The organism is Promicromonospora sp. NPDC023805 (assembly GCF_040639635.1).
Classification (GTDB): Bacteria; Actinomycetota; Actinomycetes; order Actinomycetales; family Cellulomonadaceae; genus Promicromonospora.
In genome coordinates, this window is sequence record NZ_JBFAAH010000053.1 from 1 (window position 1) to 16211 (window position 16211).

A 16211-nucleotide genomic window follows, 5' to 3' on the forward strand; every position below is an offset into this window, starting at 1 on the left:
GGTGGGGCTATCTGTAGAAGGTCAGGAGGTCGGCAACCCGGGTTGCCGACCTCCTGACGTTCTACCGATCACGCGGGCAGCGGACGTCAGCGGAGGCGGAGCGCCTTGGCCACGTCGCCCCAGTGGACGTACGAGAAGCCCGTGGCGTCCTCCTCGCGGTCCGGGTCGACGTCGGAGCCCGTCTCCGGCTCGTCGTGCGTGACCAGCAGCCCGGACCGGTAGTCGCCCACGGGCGCGTTGGAGACGGCGAGGCCGTCCGACCCGTTGACGTCGTCCACGCCGTCGCCCGCCACCCGGAAGGTACCGAGCGCGGGGTTCTGGCCGCGCAGGTCGTAGACGCCGTAGGTGTCGTCACCCTGGCTCGACACGATCACGTAGCCCTTGCGGCCGGGGCCGTACCAGATGTCCACGCCCTCGGCGTCGGCCGTCAGGTTCTTGCCCCCGTACGACGGCGCCGCGGGGTCCACCGGGGCGCACTCCTCGGTCTCGGGGTCGTAGGCGTCGTGCACGCCGAAGTCCTTCACGCGGTCCACCAGCCGCGGCTCGCCCGAGCCGAGGGGGAGCGGCACCCGCCACAGGCCGACGTCCTCCTGCGTGGCGTACAGCGTGCCGGTGCGGCGGTCGACGGCCAGCCCCTCCAGCTGCGGTGCCACGCCCGGCTCCTCGCACGGCACCCAGGTGGTGCCGTCGGGCAGCGGGAACTCGCCGGGCATCGCCAGGTGCTCGACGTCGGTGTAGCCGACGCCGTCCGGGCCGGTGGTGATCCGCGCCGTGGCGATGTTGGTGCTGCCCTCCTGCGTCACCACCGCGTACGTCTGGCCGCGGCGCTGGTAGACCGCCAGGCCGTACGCCGTCTGGTCCTCGGCGACCGTCTCGCGGTCCGGGCTGAACAGGAACTCCAGCTCGGGTGCGGTCACCTCGGTGAGCGGCTCGGCGGCGTCGGACCCGGCCGGGTCGATGGCGAAGAAGCGGATCTGGTCGTTGTACCGGTCCGAGACGACGGCGACATCGGTCTTCCTGCCGGCCACGTCCAGGCCGTAGGCGATGTCGACGTTGTTGTACCGGCCGGGTACGCCGTCCGCGCGCGGGGCGGCCGTTGCCACGACCGACTGCAGCTCGGCCGCGGCAGCGGAGTAGACGCGCAGGCCGCCCTCCTTGGCCGTCGTGACGACGAGCGACAGGTCCGAGTTCTTCGGGTGGACCCAGATCGCGGGGTCGTCGCCCGAGGCGTTGCCGCCGGCCTCGTCGTCGTACAGCGGCGGGGTCTCCACCGAGGTGGTGACGGTGGCGGTGGCCGACGACGGCCGGTCGTGCCCGCCGCTCGCGGCGGCCGAGGCCGGGACCATGGTGGACAGGAGCAGCAGGGCAGCCGGCAGGGCGGCGAAGCGACGTCGCATGCCCCGAGGCTGCCCGCCCACGACGGACACCAGGTGGAGCGCGGCTGAACACAGCGCGAACGCTGGGCCTCTCTCCTTCGAGGTCTAAGTTCCTCCCTCGTGAAACGTTTCAGAGCGGAGGGGCTTAGACCTCGAAGCGGAGACCGCCGTCAGTCCAGGAGCGGGTCCAGGCCGTGGAGGGGGAACACCGCGCGGCGGGTGGCTTGGACCGCGCGGTCCACGGCGTCGGCCGGGTCGTAACCGTCGCTCCAGCGGCGGAACGGCACCTCGCCGGAGCCCAGCGTGCGCGCGGCCTCGAAGCCCATGGCCTCGACCGCCGTGCGCCACTCCCCGGGCAGCTCGGCACCGCGTTCCAGGGGTACGTGCGCGACCTCGGCGACGAGAGCCGCCCAGGCGAGCGGGACGACGTCGGACACCGCGTAGCCGCCACCGCCGAGGGCCAGCCAGCGGCCGTCCGCGTGCTCGTGCGCCAGCGTGTGCGTCCACTGCTGCGCGGTCCACTGCGCGTCCACCGAGACGTTCAGGTTGGAGAGCGGGTCCCTTCCGTGGGCGTCGCAGCCGTGCTGGGACACGATCACCTGCGGCCGGTGCTCCCGGACCAGGGCGGGCACGACGGCGTCGATCGCCCGCAGCCAGGCCGGGCCGGCAGTGCGCGCGGGGACCGGGATGTTGACGACGCTGCCCTCGGCGGAACCCTGCCCGATGTCGGCGGAGGCGCCGGTCCCCGGGAACAGGGTGCGGCCGTCCTCGTGGACGGAGACGGTCAGCACGCGAGGGTCGTCCCAGAAGATCGCCTCCACCCCGTCGCCGTGGTGGGCGTCGAAGTCCAGGTAGGCAACCCGCTCCGCGCCCCGGTCCAGCAGACGGCGGATGGCGGCCGCCGCGTCGTTGTAGACGCAGAAGCCCGAGGCCGTACCAGGCATCGCGTGGTGCATGCCGCCGGCGATGTTCACGCCGTGCGCGATCTCGCCGGTCCAGAGCGCGTCGGCCAGGTCGACGGACCCGCCGAGCTGGCGCGCGGCGGCCTCGTGCATCCCGGCGAACAGCGGGTCGTCGTCGGTGCCCAGCCCGCGCGCCACGTTCGGCTCCAGCGTCGTCCCAGCGTGCCGGACGGCGGCCACGTAGTCGGCGTCGTGCACCGTCTCGATCACCGCGTCGGGCGCCGGCTCGGCGTCCGCCAGCTCGAGCGTGGGCTGGTTCAGCAGGCCGAGCGCCTCGATGAGCCGCATCGTGAGGTCGAGGCGGGTGGGCGACATGGGATGCCCGGGTCCGAAGTCGTACTCGAGCAGTCGCGGACTCCAGACCAGCCGGGCGAGGTGCACCCGCCCACGGTAACGGACCGGCGGCCCGGCCAGTGCTCTGGCTCAGGAATGGCGGACGAGGTAGCCTGGTGAGTGCCACCCCCTGCGGGGGGAGAGGAAGTGAAGCCGGGAACCCCCGCCGGACGACGGGATCCCGGCTTTCGCGCGTTCAGAGCAGGATGTCGATCTCATCGATTCCTGTGCCCAGGGCAGCGCGTACGTCGAGCGCGACCCCCCGCCGGGCTTGCCCGACCGCGCCGGCGACTGCGTCTGCCACCCAGAGCATCGGCTCGTCCGTAGGCAGCGCGAAGTCGATGTGAAGCTCGACGGGCATCGCATGCTTGGCGTGCAGCGCGGCGAACATCCTTCTGTCCCGTTCGTTCAGGGACTGGGTCCGTGATTCGAGCCATACCTGGGAGACGTCCATGTTCCCGAGCTCGAAGACCAGGCGTTCCAGACACTGGCGTCGCGCGCGCTCCTGCTTTCTCGGGTCAACAGGCGAGCCCACGACCACGATGTGCACCAGGTCGTGCTCCGCGATCACGGAGGCGATCTTTCCCCGACGGGGTGCGGACTCGTCACGCCAATGGAGCCGGCGTGCTCCTCTGAGGAGAAGCTCGCGTAGGTCGTCACGCATGGACCCACACGCTCCAGGGTTCGCTACCGCTGCTGCGAGCAGATAGAGCCCGTCGCGACCCCGACCCGGCATCTGCATCGACTCGTCTACCCACGCGTGCAAGGCGAACCCGTCTGCCGGGGCGTGCTCCATTTTCACCGATGGATCATCGCTTAGAAAGGGCGACTATGCTCACCCAAACGACGTTGCTTATATGCAACGACCATCCCGGATCGCGTGCGCGGCCGGCGGTGGGTTTCTGCTCAGATCGGCTACCGCGGCGTGGCAGAGTAGGGCGTCGATCGACAAGACATGGTGGAGGGAGCGGAGCGGATGGCGGGGAGCCTGCGGAACCGGCTGTTCGGGCTGCGGGAGCTCGTCGACGAGCTCGCCTTCCGGGCGCCGGCGCGACTGGCGGTCACCGTCTTCGCGTGTGTGGTCGTGCTGTTCGCGATCCTCCTGATGGTGCCGTTCGCGACCGCGGACGGCGAGGGTGCTCGCCTGGTCGACGCCCTGTTCACGGCGGTCTCCGCCGTGTGCGTGACAGGGCTCGTGGTCCAGGACACCGCCACCTACTGGTCCCTGTACGGGCAGATCGTCATCCTCGCGGGCATCAAGGTGGGCGGCTTCGGCATCATGACCGTCGCCTCCCTGCTCGGCATGATCGTGTCGCGCAAGATCGGGCTGACCCAGAAGCTGCTCACGGCGTCGGAGACCAAGACGAGCCGGCTGGGCGACGTCGGCTCGCTGATCCGGGTCATCATCATCACCGCCACCACGCTCGAGCTGTCGATCGCCCTGCTGATCTTCCCCCGGCTGGTCGTCATCGAGGAGAACGTCGGCACCGCCGCCTGGCACGCGCTCTTCTACGGGATCTCCGCGTTCAACAACGCGGGCTTCGTGCCCACCACCGAGGGCCTGATGCCGCACGTCGGCGACTGGGCGCTCCTGCTGCCGATCGCTCTCGGCGTGTTCATCGGTGCGCTCGGCTTCCCGGTGATCCTCAACATCCAGCGCGCGCTGCCCCGGCCGGGCCAGCGCTGGCACAACTGGACCAAGCGGCTCTCCCTGCACAGCAAGCTCACGCTCGTGACGAGCGGCGCGCTGCTCGTCGTGGGCGCGCTGCTGCTGCTCGTGCTGGAGTGGACCAACCCGGCCACGTTCGGGCCCCTGACCCTCGGGCAGAAGCTGCTGGCCGCCCTCTTCGCCGGCATCATGCCGCGCTCGGGCGGGTTCAGCACGGTCGACGTCGGCGCCATGACGGAGTCGAGCTGGCTCATCCAGGACGCACTGATGTTCGTGGGCGGTGGGTCGGCGTCGACCGCCGGCGGTATCAAGGTGACCACGCTCGCCGTCATGCTGCTGGCGATCGTCGCCGAGGCGCGCGGCGACCGCGACATCGAGGCGTTCGGCCGCCGCATCCCGCGGGACGTCCTGCGGCTGTCCATCGCGGTGGTGTTCACGGGGGCGAGCATCGTCCTCGTCTCGTGCATCGCGCTGCTGGAGGTCACGGACCTGCCGCTGTCGCAGGTGCTGTTCGAGGTGCTCTCGGCGTTCGCGACCGTCGGCCTGTCCACAGGCATCACGTTCGACCTGCCCGACGCCGGAAAATACGTGCTGGCTCTGCTCATGTTCGTGGGGCGCACCGGCGCGGTCACGGTGGTCGCGGTGCTTGCGCTACGCGACCGGCGACGCATCGTACGCTTCCCCGAGGAACGACCCATCATCGGGTAGCTGACGAGAGTGTCAGACGTACAGGTCACTAGGGTGACCTGTACGTCTGACAAGTGGCTAGAGAGGAATACCGTGCCGGAGAAGAAGCCCGAGCGGGATGCGGGTGTACTCGTGATCGGACTGGGGCGGTTCGGGTCGTCGATCGGCGCGACCCTGGACCGGCTCGGCCAGGACGTGCTCGCCGTCGAGCAGGACCCGATCCTGGTGGCCCAGTGGTCCGGGCGGCTGCCGCTGGTGGAGGCCGACGCGTCCAACCCGGAGGCGCTGGAACAGCTCGGCGCCAAGGACTTCGGTGTGGCAGTGGTCGGCGTCGGCTCGTCGCTCGAGGCGTCCGTGCTGATCACGGGCAACCTGGTGGACCTCGGCACGCCCCAGATCTGGGCCAAGGCGATCTCGGCGGAGCACGGCCGCATCCTGACCCGGATCGGCGCCCACCACGTCGTCTTCCCGGAGGCCGACGCCGGTTCGCGCGTTGCCCACCTCGTGAGCGGCAAGCTGCTCGACTACATCGAGGTCGAGGACGGCTTCACCATCGTGAAGATGCGCCCGCCCAAGGAGGCGCAGGGCTTCACGCTCGCGCAGTCCAACATCCGCAAGCGGTACGGCATCACGGTGATCGGTGTGAAGTCGCCGGGTGTCGACTTCGTCTACGCGACGCCGGAGACGCGGATCTCTGCCAACGACCTGCTGGTCTGCTCCGGCCACGCGGACCTCCTCGAACGGTTCGCCGCGCGGCCGTGATTTCGGCCCCTGGACGGGTTCGGCGCACCTCACACCGCCCCCGATTACGGGCCTCGCGTCAGACCAGGTAGCCTAGGGAGCGGACTCCCTTTCGTGTTGGTCGGCCATCGTCACTCTCTGGCGTCACTGTCCCGGACCAACCGTGGACCATTTCGCTGAGCGGCCCGTCGTCGGGCTGCCGCCGACCGATCGAACATTGCGAGGACCTATGGGCTCCGTCATCAAGAAGCGCCGCAAGCGTATGGCGAAGAAGAAGCACCGCAAGCTGCTTCGTAAGACGCGCCACCAGCGCCGCAACAAGAAGTGACGCTCGCGCCCTCGGGCGCGTGACGAGCAGGCCCGGCCCCTTAGTGGGCCGGGCCTTCTTCGTGTCCGCGTGTGGTTCGGTCCCTCTCCTTCGAGGTCTAACCTGCTCCGCTCTGAAACGATTCAGAGCGGAGTGACGTTGACCTCGAAGGAGAGGGCGGCGGCCGTGCGCCGCTACTGCCCGCGGAGGCGGCGGCGCGCTGCCCGCAGCACCAGGCCCAGCACCCACGCGGCGCCGGCCCATGACGCGGTCCGTACGCTGCGCCCCGCCGCGCGCTGCGACCGACCGCGGAACTCCCGGATGGGCCAGCCCACCTCCTGCGCGTGCCGGCGCAGCCGCAGGTCGGGGTTGATCGGGCAGGGGTGGCCCACGGCGCCCATCATCGGCAGGTCGTTCAGCGAGTCCCCGTACGCGTAGCTCTCGTCGAGGTCGATCTCGTTGATGTTCGCGAGCTCGACGATGGCCGCGGCCTTGGCCTGGCCGTGCATCAGGTCGCCGTTGAGCCGGCCCGTGTAGAACCCGTCCTTGTGCTCCGCGATGGTGCCGAGCGCACCCGTCGCGCCGAGCCGGCGCGCGATGAGCTGTGCGATCTCCACGGGCGTGGCCGTGATGAGCCAGACCTGGTGGCCCGCCGCGATGTGCTCGTCGAGCAGGCGGCGCGTGCCCGGATAGATCCGCAGCGACAGGACGGCGTCCCACACCTCTTCGCCGAGGGTGGCGATCTCCGCGACGCTGCGGCCCGCGATCAGCGACAGGGCGCGGTTGCGTACCTTGTCGATCTCTTCCTTGTTCTCACCCCACACCAGATAGCGCGCCTGGATCATGGCGAACCTGAGGATGTCCCGCGTGCCGAAGAACTTGCGCTGGTACGCGGACTTGGCCAGGTGAAAAGCGCTCGCACCGCGGATGATCGTGTTGTCGACGTCGAAGAACGCCGCGGTGGCGGACGAGGGGTGCGTCGACGGCATGGAGGCCACTCTATCCGCGCGCCACGTAGTGCAGGTCACACCGGGCAGGCGGCGACGGCCGGTGATAGAACCGGGGCGTGAGCCAAGAGATCAGCGGGCCGGACCGGGCCACCCTCGCGCGCGTCCTCCACCTGCTGGTGGCCGCGCTCGCCCTCGGCGGCTTCACGATCGAGCTCGTCACCGCGATCGTCAGCGGCCCGGGTATCGCGCCAACGCACGCCGAGCGCATCGTCCGGCTCTTCAGCTACTTCACCATCGAGTCGAACCTGCTGATCGGCGGCGTCTCGCTGGCGCTGGCGCTGGACCCGCGGCGCGACGGGCCGTTCTTCCGGGTCCTGCGGCTCGACGGGCTGCTGTGCATCGCGGTCACCGGGATCGTCTACAACACGGTGCTGCGCGGCCTGGTGACGCTGACGCCGTCGGGCGCCGTGGCGAACGTGATGCTGCACGTGCTCGCGCCGCTCCTCGCCGTCATCGTCTGGCTGTGGGTAGGACCCAGGCCCCGCGTGAGCGTGCGGACGGTGTGGTGGTCGGTCGTCTACCCGATCGCGTGGCTCGTCTACACCTTCATCAGGGGAGCCGCCACGGACTGGTACCCGTACCCCTTCCTCGACGTCACCGTGCTCGGCTACGGCGCCGCGCTGACCAACGCCACCCTCGTCGCCGTCGTCTTCCTGGTCCTGGCCTGGGGCGTGCGGTGGGCGGACACACGGCTGCCGGCCACGGACCGTTCGGCCCCGCGCGTGACGTAACCTCGGGTCGTGACAAGTCCTGCCGATGCCCGGGTAGTCCTGTACACACGCGAGGCGTGCCATCTGTGCGAAGACGCACGCGCCGTGGTGGTGCGGGTGTGCGAGGGCGCAGGAGCCCGATGGCGCGAGGTCGACATCGACAGCGCGCCCGCACTGCGGGAGAAGTACGGGGACTATGTCCCCGTGGTCGAGGTGGACGGGGTCCAGCAAGGTTTCTGGCGCGTGGACGGTGCGCGCCTGGCCCGCCTCCTGGCATGATCGTCCCGGCAGTGTGTGCGTACGCCCGCGACACAGTGGTCGCGGGGAGGGGAGCAGCACGTGGTCGAACTCAGTGACGGGACAGTTCCGGCAGCAACCGTAGGGAGGCTGCCGTACTACCTGCGCGCCCTGCGGGACCTCGCGGCCGAGGGGGTGTCCCTCACCTCGTCGACGGAGCTCGCCGAGCGTTCGGGCGTGAGCTCGGCGCAGCTGCGCAAGGACCTGTCCTACCTGGGTTCGTTCGGCACGCGCGGCGTCGGGTACGACGTCGAGTCGCTCGCCTCCTACATCACTGTCGCCCTGGGGCTCGAGACGGAGCACCGGCTGGCGATAGTCGGCATCGGTAACCTCGGGCACGCCCTCGCGAACTACTCCGGCTACACGACGCGTGGCTTCCAGGTGGTGGCGCTGCTCGACGCGTCGCCCGACGTCGTGGGCACCCGCGTGGCCGGCGTGACCGTGGAGCACGTCCGCGACGTCGCGCAGATCATCCAGCGCGAGCGGGTCAGCATGGTCGTGCTCGCGCTGCCGGGTCACGTGGCCCAGGACGTGGCCGACGCCGTCGTGGCCACGGGCGTCCGCGAGATCCTCAGCTTCGCGCCGGTCGCGCTCCAGGTGCCCGACGACGTGGTCGTGCGCTCGGTCGACGTCGGCGGCGAGCTGCAGATCCTGGCGTTCCACGCGGCGACGCGCGCTGCGGCACTCTGACTCTGCGCTGGTGACCGGCACGGGGCCGAAGTCGGCACTTTGCTGGGCGCCTGCGTCGAAGTCGGCAGTTGGTATCGAGATCGGTCCAGCGCTGGACCGATCTCGATGCAAAGTGCCGACCTGGCTGACGACGAGGTGGTGCTGGCGGCCGGTGACTCCATCAGCTATCCGTGCCGTGCCGTGCCGCACCGGATCCGGAACGCGGGCGTGCGGCCGGCCGTCGCGACGTGGTTGATAGTGCACCCCTGAGAGGTGCCGCGTGCTCGGAGATTAGGGTCGCCTCGTGAGATTCCTCGAACAGAACGACACGATCCTGGTCACCGACGGCGGCCTGGCGACCGAGCTGGAAGCACGCGGGAACGACCTGTCGGACGAGCTGTGGTCGGCGCGGCTGCTGGCCGACGCCCCCGACGAGATCAAGGCCGCGCACCTGGCGTTCTTCCGGGCCGGAGCCGTGATCGCGACGACGGCGAGCTACCAGGCGTCGTTCGACGGGTTCGAGGCGCGCGGGATCAGTGGGGACGACGCCGAGCGGCTGCTGCGGCGCAGCGTCGAGCTGGCCCGCGCCGCCCGCGACGAAGTGGCCGACGACGGACGCGAGCGCTGGGTGGCGGCGTCGGTGGGGCCCTACGGCGCGGCGCTCGCCGACGGATCGGAGTACCGGGGCCGGTACGGGCTGAGCGTCGCCGAGCTGGCGGCGTGGCACCGACGTCGTCTGGAAGTGCTGGCCGACGCCGGACCGGACGTGCTGGCGCTCGAGACGATCCCGGACCTGGACGAGGCGGAAGCGCTGATGACGGTGATCTCCGGGATCGGCATCCCCGTGTGGCTGACGTACAGCATCGACGGCAACCGCACGCGTGCCGGGCAGCCGCTGGCCGAGGCGTTCGCCATCGCCCGGGACGTCCCGGAGGTCGTGGCGGTGGGGGTCAACTGCTGTGCGCCGTCCGACGTGTCGGCGGCGGTCGTCACGGCAGGTGCCGTGACCGGGAAGCCGGTGATCGTCTACCCGAACAGCGGCGAGAGCTGGGATGCCGGGCGACGGGCCTGGGCGGGTTCGCCGGAGCACTCCGCACGGCCGGGGCAGCAGGCGCGACAGTGGGTCGTTGACGGTGCGCGGATAGTGGGCGGATGCTGCCGTGTGCGCCCCGCTGACATCAAAGACATAGCCCGTGCCGTCGCCGGCACGGGCTAGGTCTGAGCGAGGTGGCTGAGCGAAATCAGCCCTTGGCGATCGCGCTGACGTCCAGGGTGATCTTCACCTTGTCGCCCACCAGGAAGCCGCCGGTCTCCAGCGAGGCGTTCCAGGTCAGGCCGAACTCCTTGCGGTTGATCTCGAGGGCGGCCTCGAAGCCGGCGCGGTTGTTGCCGAACGGGTCCTTGGCGGTGCCGGTGAACTCGGTCTCCAGCTCGACGCCCTTGGTGACACCGTTGATGGTCAGGTCGCCCGAGATGATGTAGGCGTCGCCCTCGGGGCGGATGGCGGTGGACGAGAAGGTCCAGGCGGGGTTCTCGTCGGCGTGCCAGAAGTCGGCGCTCTTCAGGTGGCCGTCGCGACCGGCGTCGCCCGTGTTGACCGACTGTGCGTCCAGCTCGGCGGTGACGCTCGACGACTCGAGGTCCTCGCCGACCGTGATGGCGCCCGAGGAGACGGCGATGGTGCCGCGCACCTTCGCGATGCCCGCGTGGCGAACCGAGAAGGCCGCAGAGGTGTGGGACGCGTCGATGTCGTACGTGCCGGTGGTGAGTCCAGCGGGGAGCGGGGTGGCCATGAGTGAGAACTCCTTGTTGATGCGGCGATTTGGGGGGATAGTTTAGAGATCAACTACCCACGATGAGGTCCAACATAGCGGGTCCCGTAACGTATTCCCAGGGTGTCCGGGTCAGCACGAAGGCGGTGGCGGAATGACGGTGCAGACGGTCGAGCAGCAGGACCTGTGGCTGACCGAGGAGCAGCAAGGCTCGTGGCGGCACTACCTCGAAGGCACCGCACGCTTCGTCGAGGCGCTCGGTGCGGTCCACGACCGCACCCTCGACCTCTCCCTCGGCGAGTACAGCCTGCTGGTGCAGCTCTCGGAGGCGCCGGAGCTCACCATGCGGATGTCGACGCTCGCCGACGGCCTCGTGCTGTCGCGCAGCCGGCTCACGCACACGGTCGCGCGCATGGAGTCGCGCGGGCTGGTCGAGCGCCGCGCCGCCGAGGGCGACCGGCGCGGTGTCAACTGCACGATGACGGACGCCGGCCGCGCGGCCCTCGAGGTGGCGGCGCCCGGCCACGTCGCCGCGGTACGCCGCATCATGGTCGACGCGCTGGAGCCCGAGGAGTTCGCGACGCTGGGCCGGATCATGGCCAAGGTGGCCGAGTCCTCGAAGCTCTCGGGCGGTACCGAGGAGGGCCTGACGGCGCACTGCGACTGACCCGGCCGGTCACCAGGTCGGGCGCGGGATGACGTAATCCACACTCCCGAGGTCACCGGCACCCAGGGTCGGGTGCGAGACTGGGCGCCATGGTTTCCACGACGGTTCACCTGCTGCGTCACGGCGAGGTGTACAACCCCGACGGTGTCCTGTACGGGCGGCTGCCCGGCTACCGCCTCTCCGACCGTGGTCAGGCGATGGCGAAGATCGTCGCCGACCACCTCACCAGCACCGGTCACGACGTGATCCGGGTGGTGGCCTCCCCGCTGCAACGCGCGCAGGAGACCGCCGCCCCTGTCGCACAGGGCTTCGGGCTGGAGCTCGCGACGGACGACCGCATCATCGAGGCAGGCAACCGGTTCCAGGGTCTGCCCGTCGGCGACGGCGGGGGCGCGCTCAAGAGCCCGCGCAACTGGCCGTACATGTGGAACCCGTTCCGCCCGTCCTGGGGTGAGCCCTACACGCAGCAGGTCGAGCGCATGCGCGGCGCCGTCGAGGACGCGCGCCTGGCAGCGGAGGGCCACGAGATCGTGCTGGTCAGCCACCAGCTCCCGGTGTGGCTCACGCGCCGGTCGTTCGAGGGCCGCCAGCTCTGGCACGACCCGCGCCACCGCCAGTGCAACCTGGCCTCGCTGACGTCCCTGCACTTCGAGGACGACCGGTTCGTCGGCCTGCACTACACGGAGCCCGCCGCGGAGCTCTACGACGGCGCGAGCAAGGTCGCCGGAGCATGATGCGCGGAAAGACCTTCAGGGTCGTGCAGTGGATAGTGGCGGTCGGCATAGTCATCGGCCTGGTGGCCGCCCTCGCCGGGTGCGCGCCGGAGGAGTCCGGCGCGAACGACGTCGTCGGGCAGGGGTATGTGTCCGGCGACGGGTCCGTGCAGACGTACGACGTCGGGGACCGCAAGGGGCCCGTCGCGATCGAGGGCACCGACTTCGAGGGCAAGGACGTCGACACCGCCGACTGGGCGGGCTCCGTTGTGGTCGTGAACACCTGGTACGCCTCCTGCGCCCCGTGCCGCGCCGAGGCGCCCGACCTCGTCGACCTGGCGGGTTCGAAGGACGGCGTGCAGTTCCTCGGCATCAACACCGAGGACGACGCCGGCGCCGCCCAGGCGTTCCAGCGCACCTTCGAGGTGCCCTACCCGAGCGTCGAGGACCGCAGCGGCGTGGTGATCGCGGGGCTGACCAACATCGTGCCGCTGCAGGCCGTACCGACCACGGTGATCCTGGACCAGGAGGGCAACGTGGCAGCGCGGGTCATCGGCCAGGCCGAGGGCTCGACGCTCGAGGCGCTGATCGACGACGTCCTGGCGGAGGCCGCCTGATGCTTTCCGGCACTGTCGCGTCCGCCGTCGGCGACGGGCTCGCGGTCACCGCGTTCAGCGGGTCGCTGCTGCTGGCGGTGCCCGTGGCGATGCTGGCTGGGCTCGTGTCGTTCGCCTCGCCGTGCGTGCTGCCGCTCGTGCCCGGGTACATCGGTTACGTGAGCGGCATGGCCGCCGCCTCGATGAACGCGACCGCCGAGGCCGGCGGAACCGGCGGGGCCGTGGCCACCCGCGTCAAGCCCGCCCGCTCCCGCGTCGTCGGCGGCGTGGCGCTGTTCGTGCTCGGCTTCACGGTCGTGTTCGTCTCGTTCGGCGCGGCGTTCGGCGGCCTCGGTAGCTACCTCGTGCGCTGGGAGGACGTCATCACCCGCGTGCTCGGCGCGGTGGTCGTCCTGCTCGGCCTCGGCTTCCTCGGCGCGGTCCCGTTCCTGCAGCGCGAGGCGCGGTTCCACGTGACACCGCGCGCCGGCCTCTGGGGCGCGCCGCTGCTCGGCATCGTGTTCGGCCTGGGCTGGACGCCCTGCATCGGCCCCACCCTCGGCGCCGTGCAGGCCCTCGCGATCGACGAGGCGTCCGCCGGCCGCGGCGCACTGCTCGGCGTCGCCTACTGCATAGGCCTGGGCGTGCCGTTCCTGCTGGTGGCCCTCGGGCTGCAGAGCTCCGAGCGGATGATGGACTTCCTGCGCCGGCACCGCCTCGCGGCGCTGCGGCTCGGCGGCGGGATGCTGGTGCTGGTCGGGCTGCTGCTGGTCACGGGGCTGTGGACGCGCCTCACCGGTGCCATGCAGCTCTGGATCGGCGGATTCGAGACGGTGATCTGATGGCCACGCGTACGGGTGGGGACGGCACCTACGTCCCTGAGGGGATCGCGGACGAGTTCACGCAGGGTGAGCCGGCGTCCGGCGAGCAGAAGCCGAGCCGGCCGAACGCACCGGCGCTGGGTCTGGTGGGCACGCTGCGCTGGATGTGGCGCCAGCTCACCTCGATGCGCGTGGCGCTCATGCTGCTCATGCTGCTCGCCGTCGCCGCGGTGCCCGGGTCGGTGCTCCCGCAGCGCAACCAGAACGCGGCGGGCGTCATCGAGTACCTCGCCGACCATCCGACGGCGGGGGAGTGGCTCGACAAGGCCGGCTTCTTCGACGTCTACTCGTCGGTCTGGTTCTCCGCGATCTACATCCTGCTGTTCGTGTCGCTGGTCGGCTGCATCCTGCCGCGGTCGATGGCGCACTACCGCGCCCTGCGCGGCCGCCCGCCGCGCGTGCCGTCCCGGTTCAGCCGGTTCCCGGCCAAGGCCTCCGGGACCACCACCGCCTCCCCGGAGGAAGCCGCCGACGCCGTCGCCGCCCGCCTGCGCGGCAAGGTCTCCTGGCTGCCGATGTTCCGGGTGGACCGTGGTGAGGAGCCTGCTCGCGGCGCTGCGCGACCGGCGTCGGCCACCGTGAGCGCAGAGCGCGGCTACCTGCGCGAGACCGGGAACCTGATCTTCCACCTGGCCCTGGTCGGGTTGCTCGTGTCGGTGGCGACGGGCCAGCTGCTGCACTACCGCGGCCAGGCCATAGTCACCGAGGGCCGCGGGTTCGCGAACGCCGTCGTCGACTACGACACCTTCGAGAAGGGCGCCTGGTTCCGCCCGGAGTCGCTGGTGCCGTTCTCCATGACGCTCGACCGGTTCGTGTCGGAGTTCGCGAGCGACACCGTGGCGTTCGCACAGGCGCGCGACTTCACGGCGCACGTGACGGTGACCGAGCCCTCGGGCGAGCAGCGGCCGGAGACCGTCAAGGTCAACCACCCGCTGGTCGTCGACGGGGCCAAGATCTACCTGCAGGGCAACGGGTTCGCGCCCGACATCACCGTGCACGATGCCGAGGGCGAGGTCGCCTTCGCGGGACGCGTGACGTTCATCCCGCAGGACACGATGTACACGTCCCGCGGCGTGGTGAAGGTGCCGGACGTCGCCCCCGGGCTCGACCAGATCGGGCTCGTGGGCTACTTCCTGCCGACCGCCGAGGTCGAGCCGGACGGGTCCGCCCGCTCGGCGTTCCCGCAGCCCGTCGACCCGCTGCTCGTGCTGGAGGTGTACACGGGCGACCTGGGGCTCGACGACGGCTCCCCGCAGAACGTGTACGAGCTCGACACGGCGTCGCTCACGCCCGCCGTGGACGAGAACGGCGAGCGCGTCAAGGTGCTGGCCCGGCCCGGCGAGACCGTCGACCTGCCGGACGGGCTCGGCACCCTGACCCTCGGCGACGAGCTGCCCCGCTACGTGGCGCTCGACCTTCGGCACGACCCGTCGCTCGGGTTCGTCCTCGTGTTCGCCCTGCTCGCGCTCGGCGGGCTCACAGTGTCGCTCTTCACGCCCCGACGGCGGGTCTGGGCGCGGGCGTACGTCGCCCAGGATGGGGCTACCGTGGTCGAGGTCGCGGGGCTCGCCCGCGGGGACGACGCAGGCCTGCAGGCCGAGGTCGACCGCGCGCTGGCCGCGGTGCCAGGGGTGGCCGAGCCCGCCGAGGCATCACCTGCCGAGACCTCGCTGGACGCACCTCGACAGGCTCAGGAACCGCGTGTCGAGACCGGATCGGAAAAGGACTGAACATGGAGCTGGCAAACCTCAGTGTGCTGCTCGTCTGGGGCGCGGCGACGGCCCTCGCCGTCGCGCTCGTCGCGTTCGCCGTGGACCTGTCGCGCCTGTCGGGCGCCAAGGTCGACGCGCGGGACGCGGCCAGGAGCCGGGAGAAGGTGGCCGTCGCGGTCGCCGACGCCGGTTCCGAGGTGGTCTCGCCGTACGGCCCGGACACCAACGAGGCTCCCGGGCCGGTGAACCGCAGGCTCGCCCAGGTCGGCATGTCGGTGACCTGGCTCGCGGCGGCGATGCTGCTCGCCGCGATCGTCCTGCGTGGGATCGCCGCGGGCCGCACACCCTGGGCCAACATGTACGAGTTCACGCTGGTCGGTACGTTCGTCGCCGTCGCGGTGTTCGCCGGCGTCAACGTCCGGCGCGACGTGCGGTTCCTCGGTGCCTTCGTGACCGGGCTCGGCGTGCTGTTCCTCGTGCTGGCGCAGCAGCAGTTCTTCGTCGCGGCGATGGGCGTGCAGCCCGCGCTGCAGAAGTACTGGCTCGTGATCCACGTCGGCGTCGCCATCTGCGCCACGGGCATCTTCACCGTCGCGTTCGTGACGTCGGCGCTGCAGCTCCTGCGCGACGGCCGGGACAACGGCTCGGTGCTGCTCGGCAGCCGGCACTGGGGCTGGCTCGACCACACGCCGTCGCCGTCGGCCCTGGAGTCGCTCTCGTTCCGGCTCAACTCGGTGGCGTTCGTGCTCTGGACGTTCACGCTCATCGGCGGCGCCATCTGGGCCGAGGACGCCTGGGGCCGGTACTGGGGCTGGGACCCCAAGGAGGTCTGGAGCTTCATCGTGTGGGTGGTCTACGCGGCCTACCTGCACGCGCGCACGACGCGCGGCTGGTCCGGGACCCGCGCGGCCTGGTTCGTCGTGGCGGGCTACGCGTGCGTGCTGTTCAACTTCACCGGTGTGAACCTGATCTTCAACGGACTTCACTCCTACTCTGGCGTGGAGTGACCCGAGTCGGCTGAAAGTTCCGCGCCGACCAAGCGATTGGGCCCACAACTCACGTGAGTTGTGGGCCCAATCGCGGGGGCGGCGCGGCACGTTGTGCGGTGG

General features: G+C 70.7%; 19 protein-coding genes. 14 read left to right on the plus strand and 5 right to left on the minus strand.

Going from position 1 to position 16211, the window contains the following annotated elements; all coding sequences use genetic code 11:
- Positions 1 to 86: 86 nt before the first annotated feature.
- The 3 genes from AB0F70_RS27180 to AB0F70_RS27190 form a co-directional block, all read right to left on the minus strand.
- Positions 87 to 1397 (minus strand): phytase, encoded by a 1311-nt coding sequence (locus tag AB0F70_RS27180; protein WP_357456372.1) that lies wholly within the window; start codon positions 1395 to 1397, stop codon positions 87 to 89.
- Positions 1398 to 1546: 149 nt separating this feature from the next.
- Entirely contained in the window at positions 1547 to 2719 is a 1173-nt protein-coding gene (locus tag AB0F70_RS27185) for an acetoin utilization protein AcuC (protein WP_357456375.1), read from the minus strand.
- Positions 2720 to 2867: 148 nt separating this feature from the next.
- Positions 2868 to 3242 carry a hypothetical protein gene (locus tag AB0F70_RS27190; protein ID WP_357456378.1) on the minus strand — a complete coding sequence of 125 codons (375 nt, stop codon included), beginning with the start codon at positions 3240 to 3242 and terminating at the stop codon, positions 2868 to 2870.
- Positions 3243 to 3626: 384 nt separating this feature from the next.
- Between AB0F70_RS27190 and AB0F70_RS27195 the strand changes: the two genes are divergently transcribed.
- From AB0F70_RS27195 to AB0F70_RS27205, 3 genes are all read left to right on the plus strand, one after another.
- Positions 3627 to 5048 (plus strand): potassium transporter TrkG, encoded by a 1422-nt coding sequence (locus AB0F70_RS27195; RefSeq protein ID WP_357456381.1) that lies wholly within the window; start codon positions 3627 to 3629, stop codon positions 5046 to 5048.
- Between the two features lie 72 nt (positions 5049 to 5120).
- Positions 5121 to 5789, plus strand: coding sequence for a TrkA family potassium uptake protein (locus tag AB0F70_RS27200; RefSeq protein WP_357456384.1), 669 nt, complete (start codon positions 5121 to 5123; stop codon positions 5787 to 5789).
- A 208-nt stretch (positions 5790 to 5997) separates the two neighbouring features.
- Positions 5998 to 6096: an AURKAIP1/COX24 domain-containing protein gene (locus AB0F70_RS27205; protein ID WP_003792170.1), complete on the plus strand. Its 99-nt coding sequence runs from the start codon at positions 5998 to 6000 to the stop codon at positions 6094 to 6096.
- A 173-nt stretch (positions 6097 to 6269) separates the two neighbouring features.
- Here the strand turns inward: AB0F70_RS27205 and AB0F70_RS27210 are convergent, their stop codons facing one another.
- Complete coding sequence (locus AB0F70_RS27210) at positions 6270 to 7064, minus strand: HAD-IB family hydrolase (protein WP_357456387.1); 795 nt, start codon at positions 7062 to 7064, stop codon at positions 6270 to 6272.
- 77 nt (positions 7065 to 7141) lie between these two features.
- Here AB0F70_RS27210 and AB0F70_RS27215 point away from each other — a divergent pair, with 77 nt between their 5' ends.
- The 5 genes from AB0F70_RS27215 to mmuM all read left to right on the plus strand — a co-directional run bounded on the left by AB0F70_RS27215 (position 7142) and on the right by mmuM (position 9977).
- On the plus strand, positions 7142 to 7816 hold the full coding sequence (locus AB0F70_RS27215; RefSeq protein ID WP_357456390.1) for a Pr6Pr family membrane protein: 675 nt from the start codon (positions 7142 to 7144) through the stop codon (positions 7814 to 7816).
- Between the two features lie 9 nt (positions 7817 to 7825).
- On the plus strand, positions 7826 to 8074 hold the full coding sequence (locus tag AB0F70_RS27220) for a glutaredoxin family protein (RefSeq protein ID WP_357456393.1): 249 nt from the start codon (positions 7826 to 7828) through the stop codon (positions 8072 to 8074).
- A 60-nt stretch (positions 8075 to 8134) separates the two neighbouring features.
- Positions 8135 to 8782, plus strand: a complete 648-nt coding sequence (locus AB0F70_RS27225) for a redox-sensing transcriptional repressor Rex (RefSeq protein ID WP_357456396.1) — start codon at positions 8135 to 8137, stop codon at positions 8780 to 8782.
- A gap of 105 nt (positions 8783 to 8887) precedes the next feature.
- Positions 8888 to 9031, plus strand: a complete 144-nt coding sequence (locus tag AB0F70_RS27230) for a cupin domain-containing protein (protein WP_357456400.1) — start codon at positions 8888 to 8890, stop codon at positions 9029 to 9031.
- Positions 9032 to 9065: 34 nt separating this feature from the next.
- Positions 9066 to 9977: a homocysteine S-methyltransferase gene (gene mmuM, locus AB0F70_RS27235; protein ID WP_357456403.1), complete on the plus strand. Its 912-nt coding sequence runs from the start codon at positions 9066 to 9068 to the stop codon at positions 9975 to 9977.
- Between the two features lie 25 nt (positions 9978 to 10002).
- Here the strand turns inward: mmuM and AB0F70_RS27240 are convergent, their stop codons facing one another.
- Positions 10003 to 10554, minus strand: coding sequence for a YceI family protein (locus AB0F70_RS27240; RefSeq protein WP_357456406.1), 552 nt, complete (start codon positions 10552 to 10554; stop codon positions 10003 to 10005).
- Positions 10555 to 10687: 133 nt separating this feature from the next.
- On the opposite strand from AB0F70_RS27240, the gene AB0F70_RS27245 reads away from it, so the two are divergent.
- From AB0F70_RS27245 to ccsB, 6 genes are all read left to right on the plus strand, one after another.
- Complete coding sequence (locus AB0F70_RS27245; RefSeq protein WP_357456409.1) at positions 10688 to 11200, plus strand: MarR family transcriptional regulator; 513 nt, start codon at positions 10688 to 10690, stop codon at positions 11198 to 11200.
- An 89-nt stretch (positions 11201 to 11289) separates the two neighbouring features.
- A complete protein-coding gene (locus AB0F70_RS27250) occupies positions 11290 to 11934 on the plus strand; it encodes a histidine phosphatase family protein (protein WP_357456412.1) in 645 nt (214 codons plus the stop codon).
- Positions 11934 to 12530, plus strand: coding sequence for a TlpA disulfide reductase family protein (locus tag AB0F70_RS27255; RefSeq protein WP_357456425.1), 597 nt, complete (start codon positions 11934 to 11936; stop codon positions 12528 to 12530). The genes AB0F70_RS27250 and AB0F70_RS27255 overlap by 1 nt, the downstream gene beginning before the upstream one ends.
- Complete coding sequence (locus AB0F70_RS27260) at positions 12530 to 13351, plus strand: cytochrome c biogenesis protein CcdA (RefSeq protein WP_357456415.1); 822 nt, start codon at positions 12530 to 12532, stop codon at positions 13349 to 13351. Before AB0F70_RS27255 ends, AB0F70_RS27260 begins: the two co-directional genes overlap by 1 nt.
- On the plus strand, positions 13351 to 15120 hold the full coding sequence (locus tag AB0F70_RS27265) for a cytochrome c biogenesis protein ResB (protein WP_357456418.1): 1770 nt from the start codon (positions 13351 to 13353) through the stop codon (positions 15118 to 15120). The genes AB0F70_RS27260 and AB0F70_RS27265 overlap by 1 nt, the downstream gene beginning before the upstream one ends.
- 2 nt (positions 15121 to 15122) lie before the next feature.
- Positions 15123 to 16109, plus strand: a complete 987-nt coding sequence (gene ccsB, locus AB0F70_RS27270; RefSeq protein ID WP_357456421.1) for a c-type cytochrome biogenesis protein CcsB — start codon at positions 15123 to 15125, stop codon at positions 16107 to 16109.
- Positions 16110 to 16211: the final 102 nt, after the last annotated feature.

Excerpts from the sequence above, each read along its gene's own strand:
- AB0F70_RS27180 (WP_357456372.1), bottom strand. The coding sequence starts at position 1,397 with ATGCGACGTCGCTTCGCCGCCCTGCCGGCTGCCCTGCTGCTCCTGTCC.
- AB0F70_RS27195 (WP_357456381.1), top strand. The coding sequence starts at position 3,627 with ATGGTGGAGGGAGCGGAGCGGATGGCGGGGAGCCTGCGGAACCGGCTG.
- AB0F70_RS27205 (WP_003792170.1), top strand. The coding sequence starts at position 5,998 with ATGGGCTCCGTCATCAAGAAGCGCCGCAAGCGTATGGCGAAGAAGAAG.
- AB0F70_RS27210 (WP_357456387.1), bottom strand. The coding sequence starts at position 7,064 with ATGCCGTCGACGCACCCCTCGTCCGCCACCGCGGCGTTCTTCGACGTC.
- AB0F70_RS27230 (WP_357456400.1), top strand. The coding sequence starts at position 8,888 with ATGCAAAGTGCCGACCTGGCTGACGACGAGGTGGTGCTGGCGGCCGGT.
- AB0F70_RS27240 (WP_357456406.1), bottom strand. The coding sequence starts at position 10,554 with ATGGCCACCCCGCTCCCCGCTGGACTCACCACCGGCACGTACGACATC.
- AB0F70_RS27245 (WP_357456409.1), top strand. The coding sequence starts at position 10,688 with ATGACGGTGCAGACGGTCGAGCAGCAGGACCTGTGGCTGACCGAGGAG.
- AB0F70_RS27250 (WP_357456412.1), top strand. The coding sequence starts at position 11,290 with ATGGTTTCCACGACGGTTCACCTGCTGCGTCACGGCGAGGTGTACAAC.
- AB0F70_RS27255 (WP_357456425.1), top strand. The coding sequence starts at position 11,934 with ATGCGCGGAAAGACCTTCAGGGTCGTGCAGTGGATAGTGGCGGTCGGC.
- AB0F70_RS27260 (WP_357456415.1), top strand. The coding sequence starts at position 12,530 with ATGCTTTCCGGCACTGTCGCGTCCGCCGTCGGCGACGGGCTCGCGGTC.
- AB0F70_RS27265 (WP_357456418.1), top strand. The coding sequence starts at position 13,351 with ATGGCCACGCGTACGGGTGGGGACGGCACCTACGTCCCTGAGGGGATC.
- ccsB (WP_357456421.1), top strand. The coding sequence starts at position 15,123 with ATGGAGCTGGCAAACCTCAGTGTGCTGCTCGTCTGGGGCGCGGCGACG.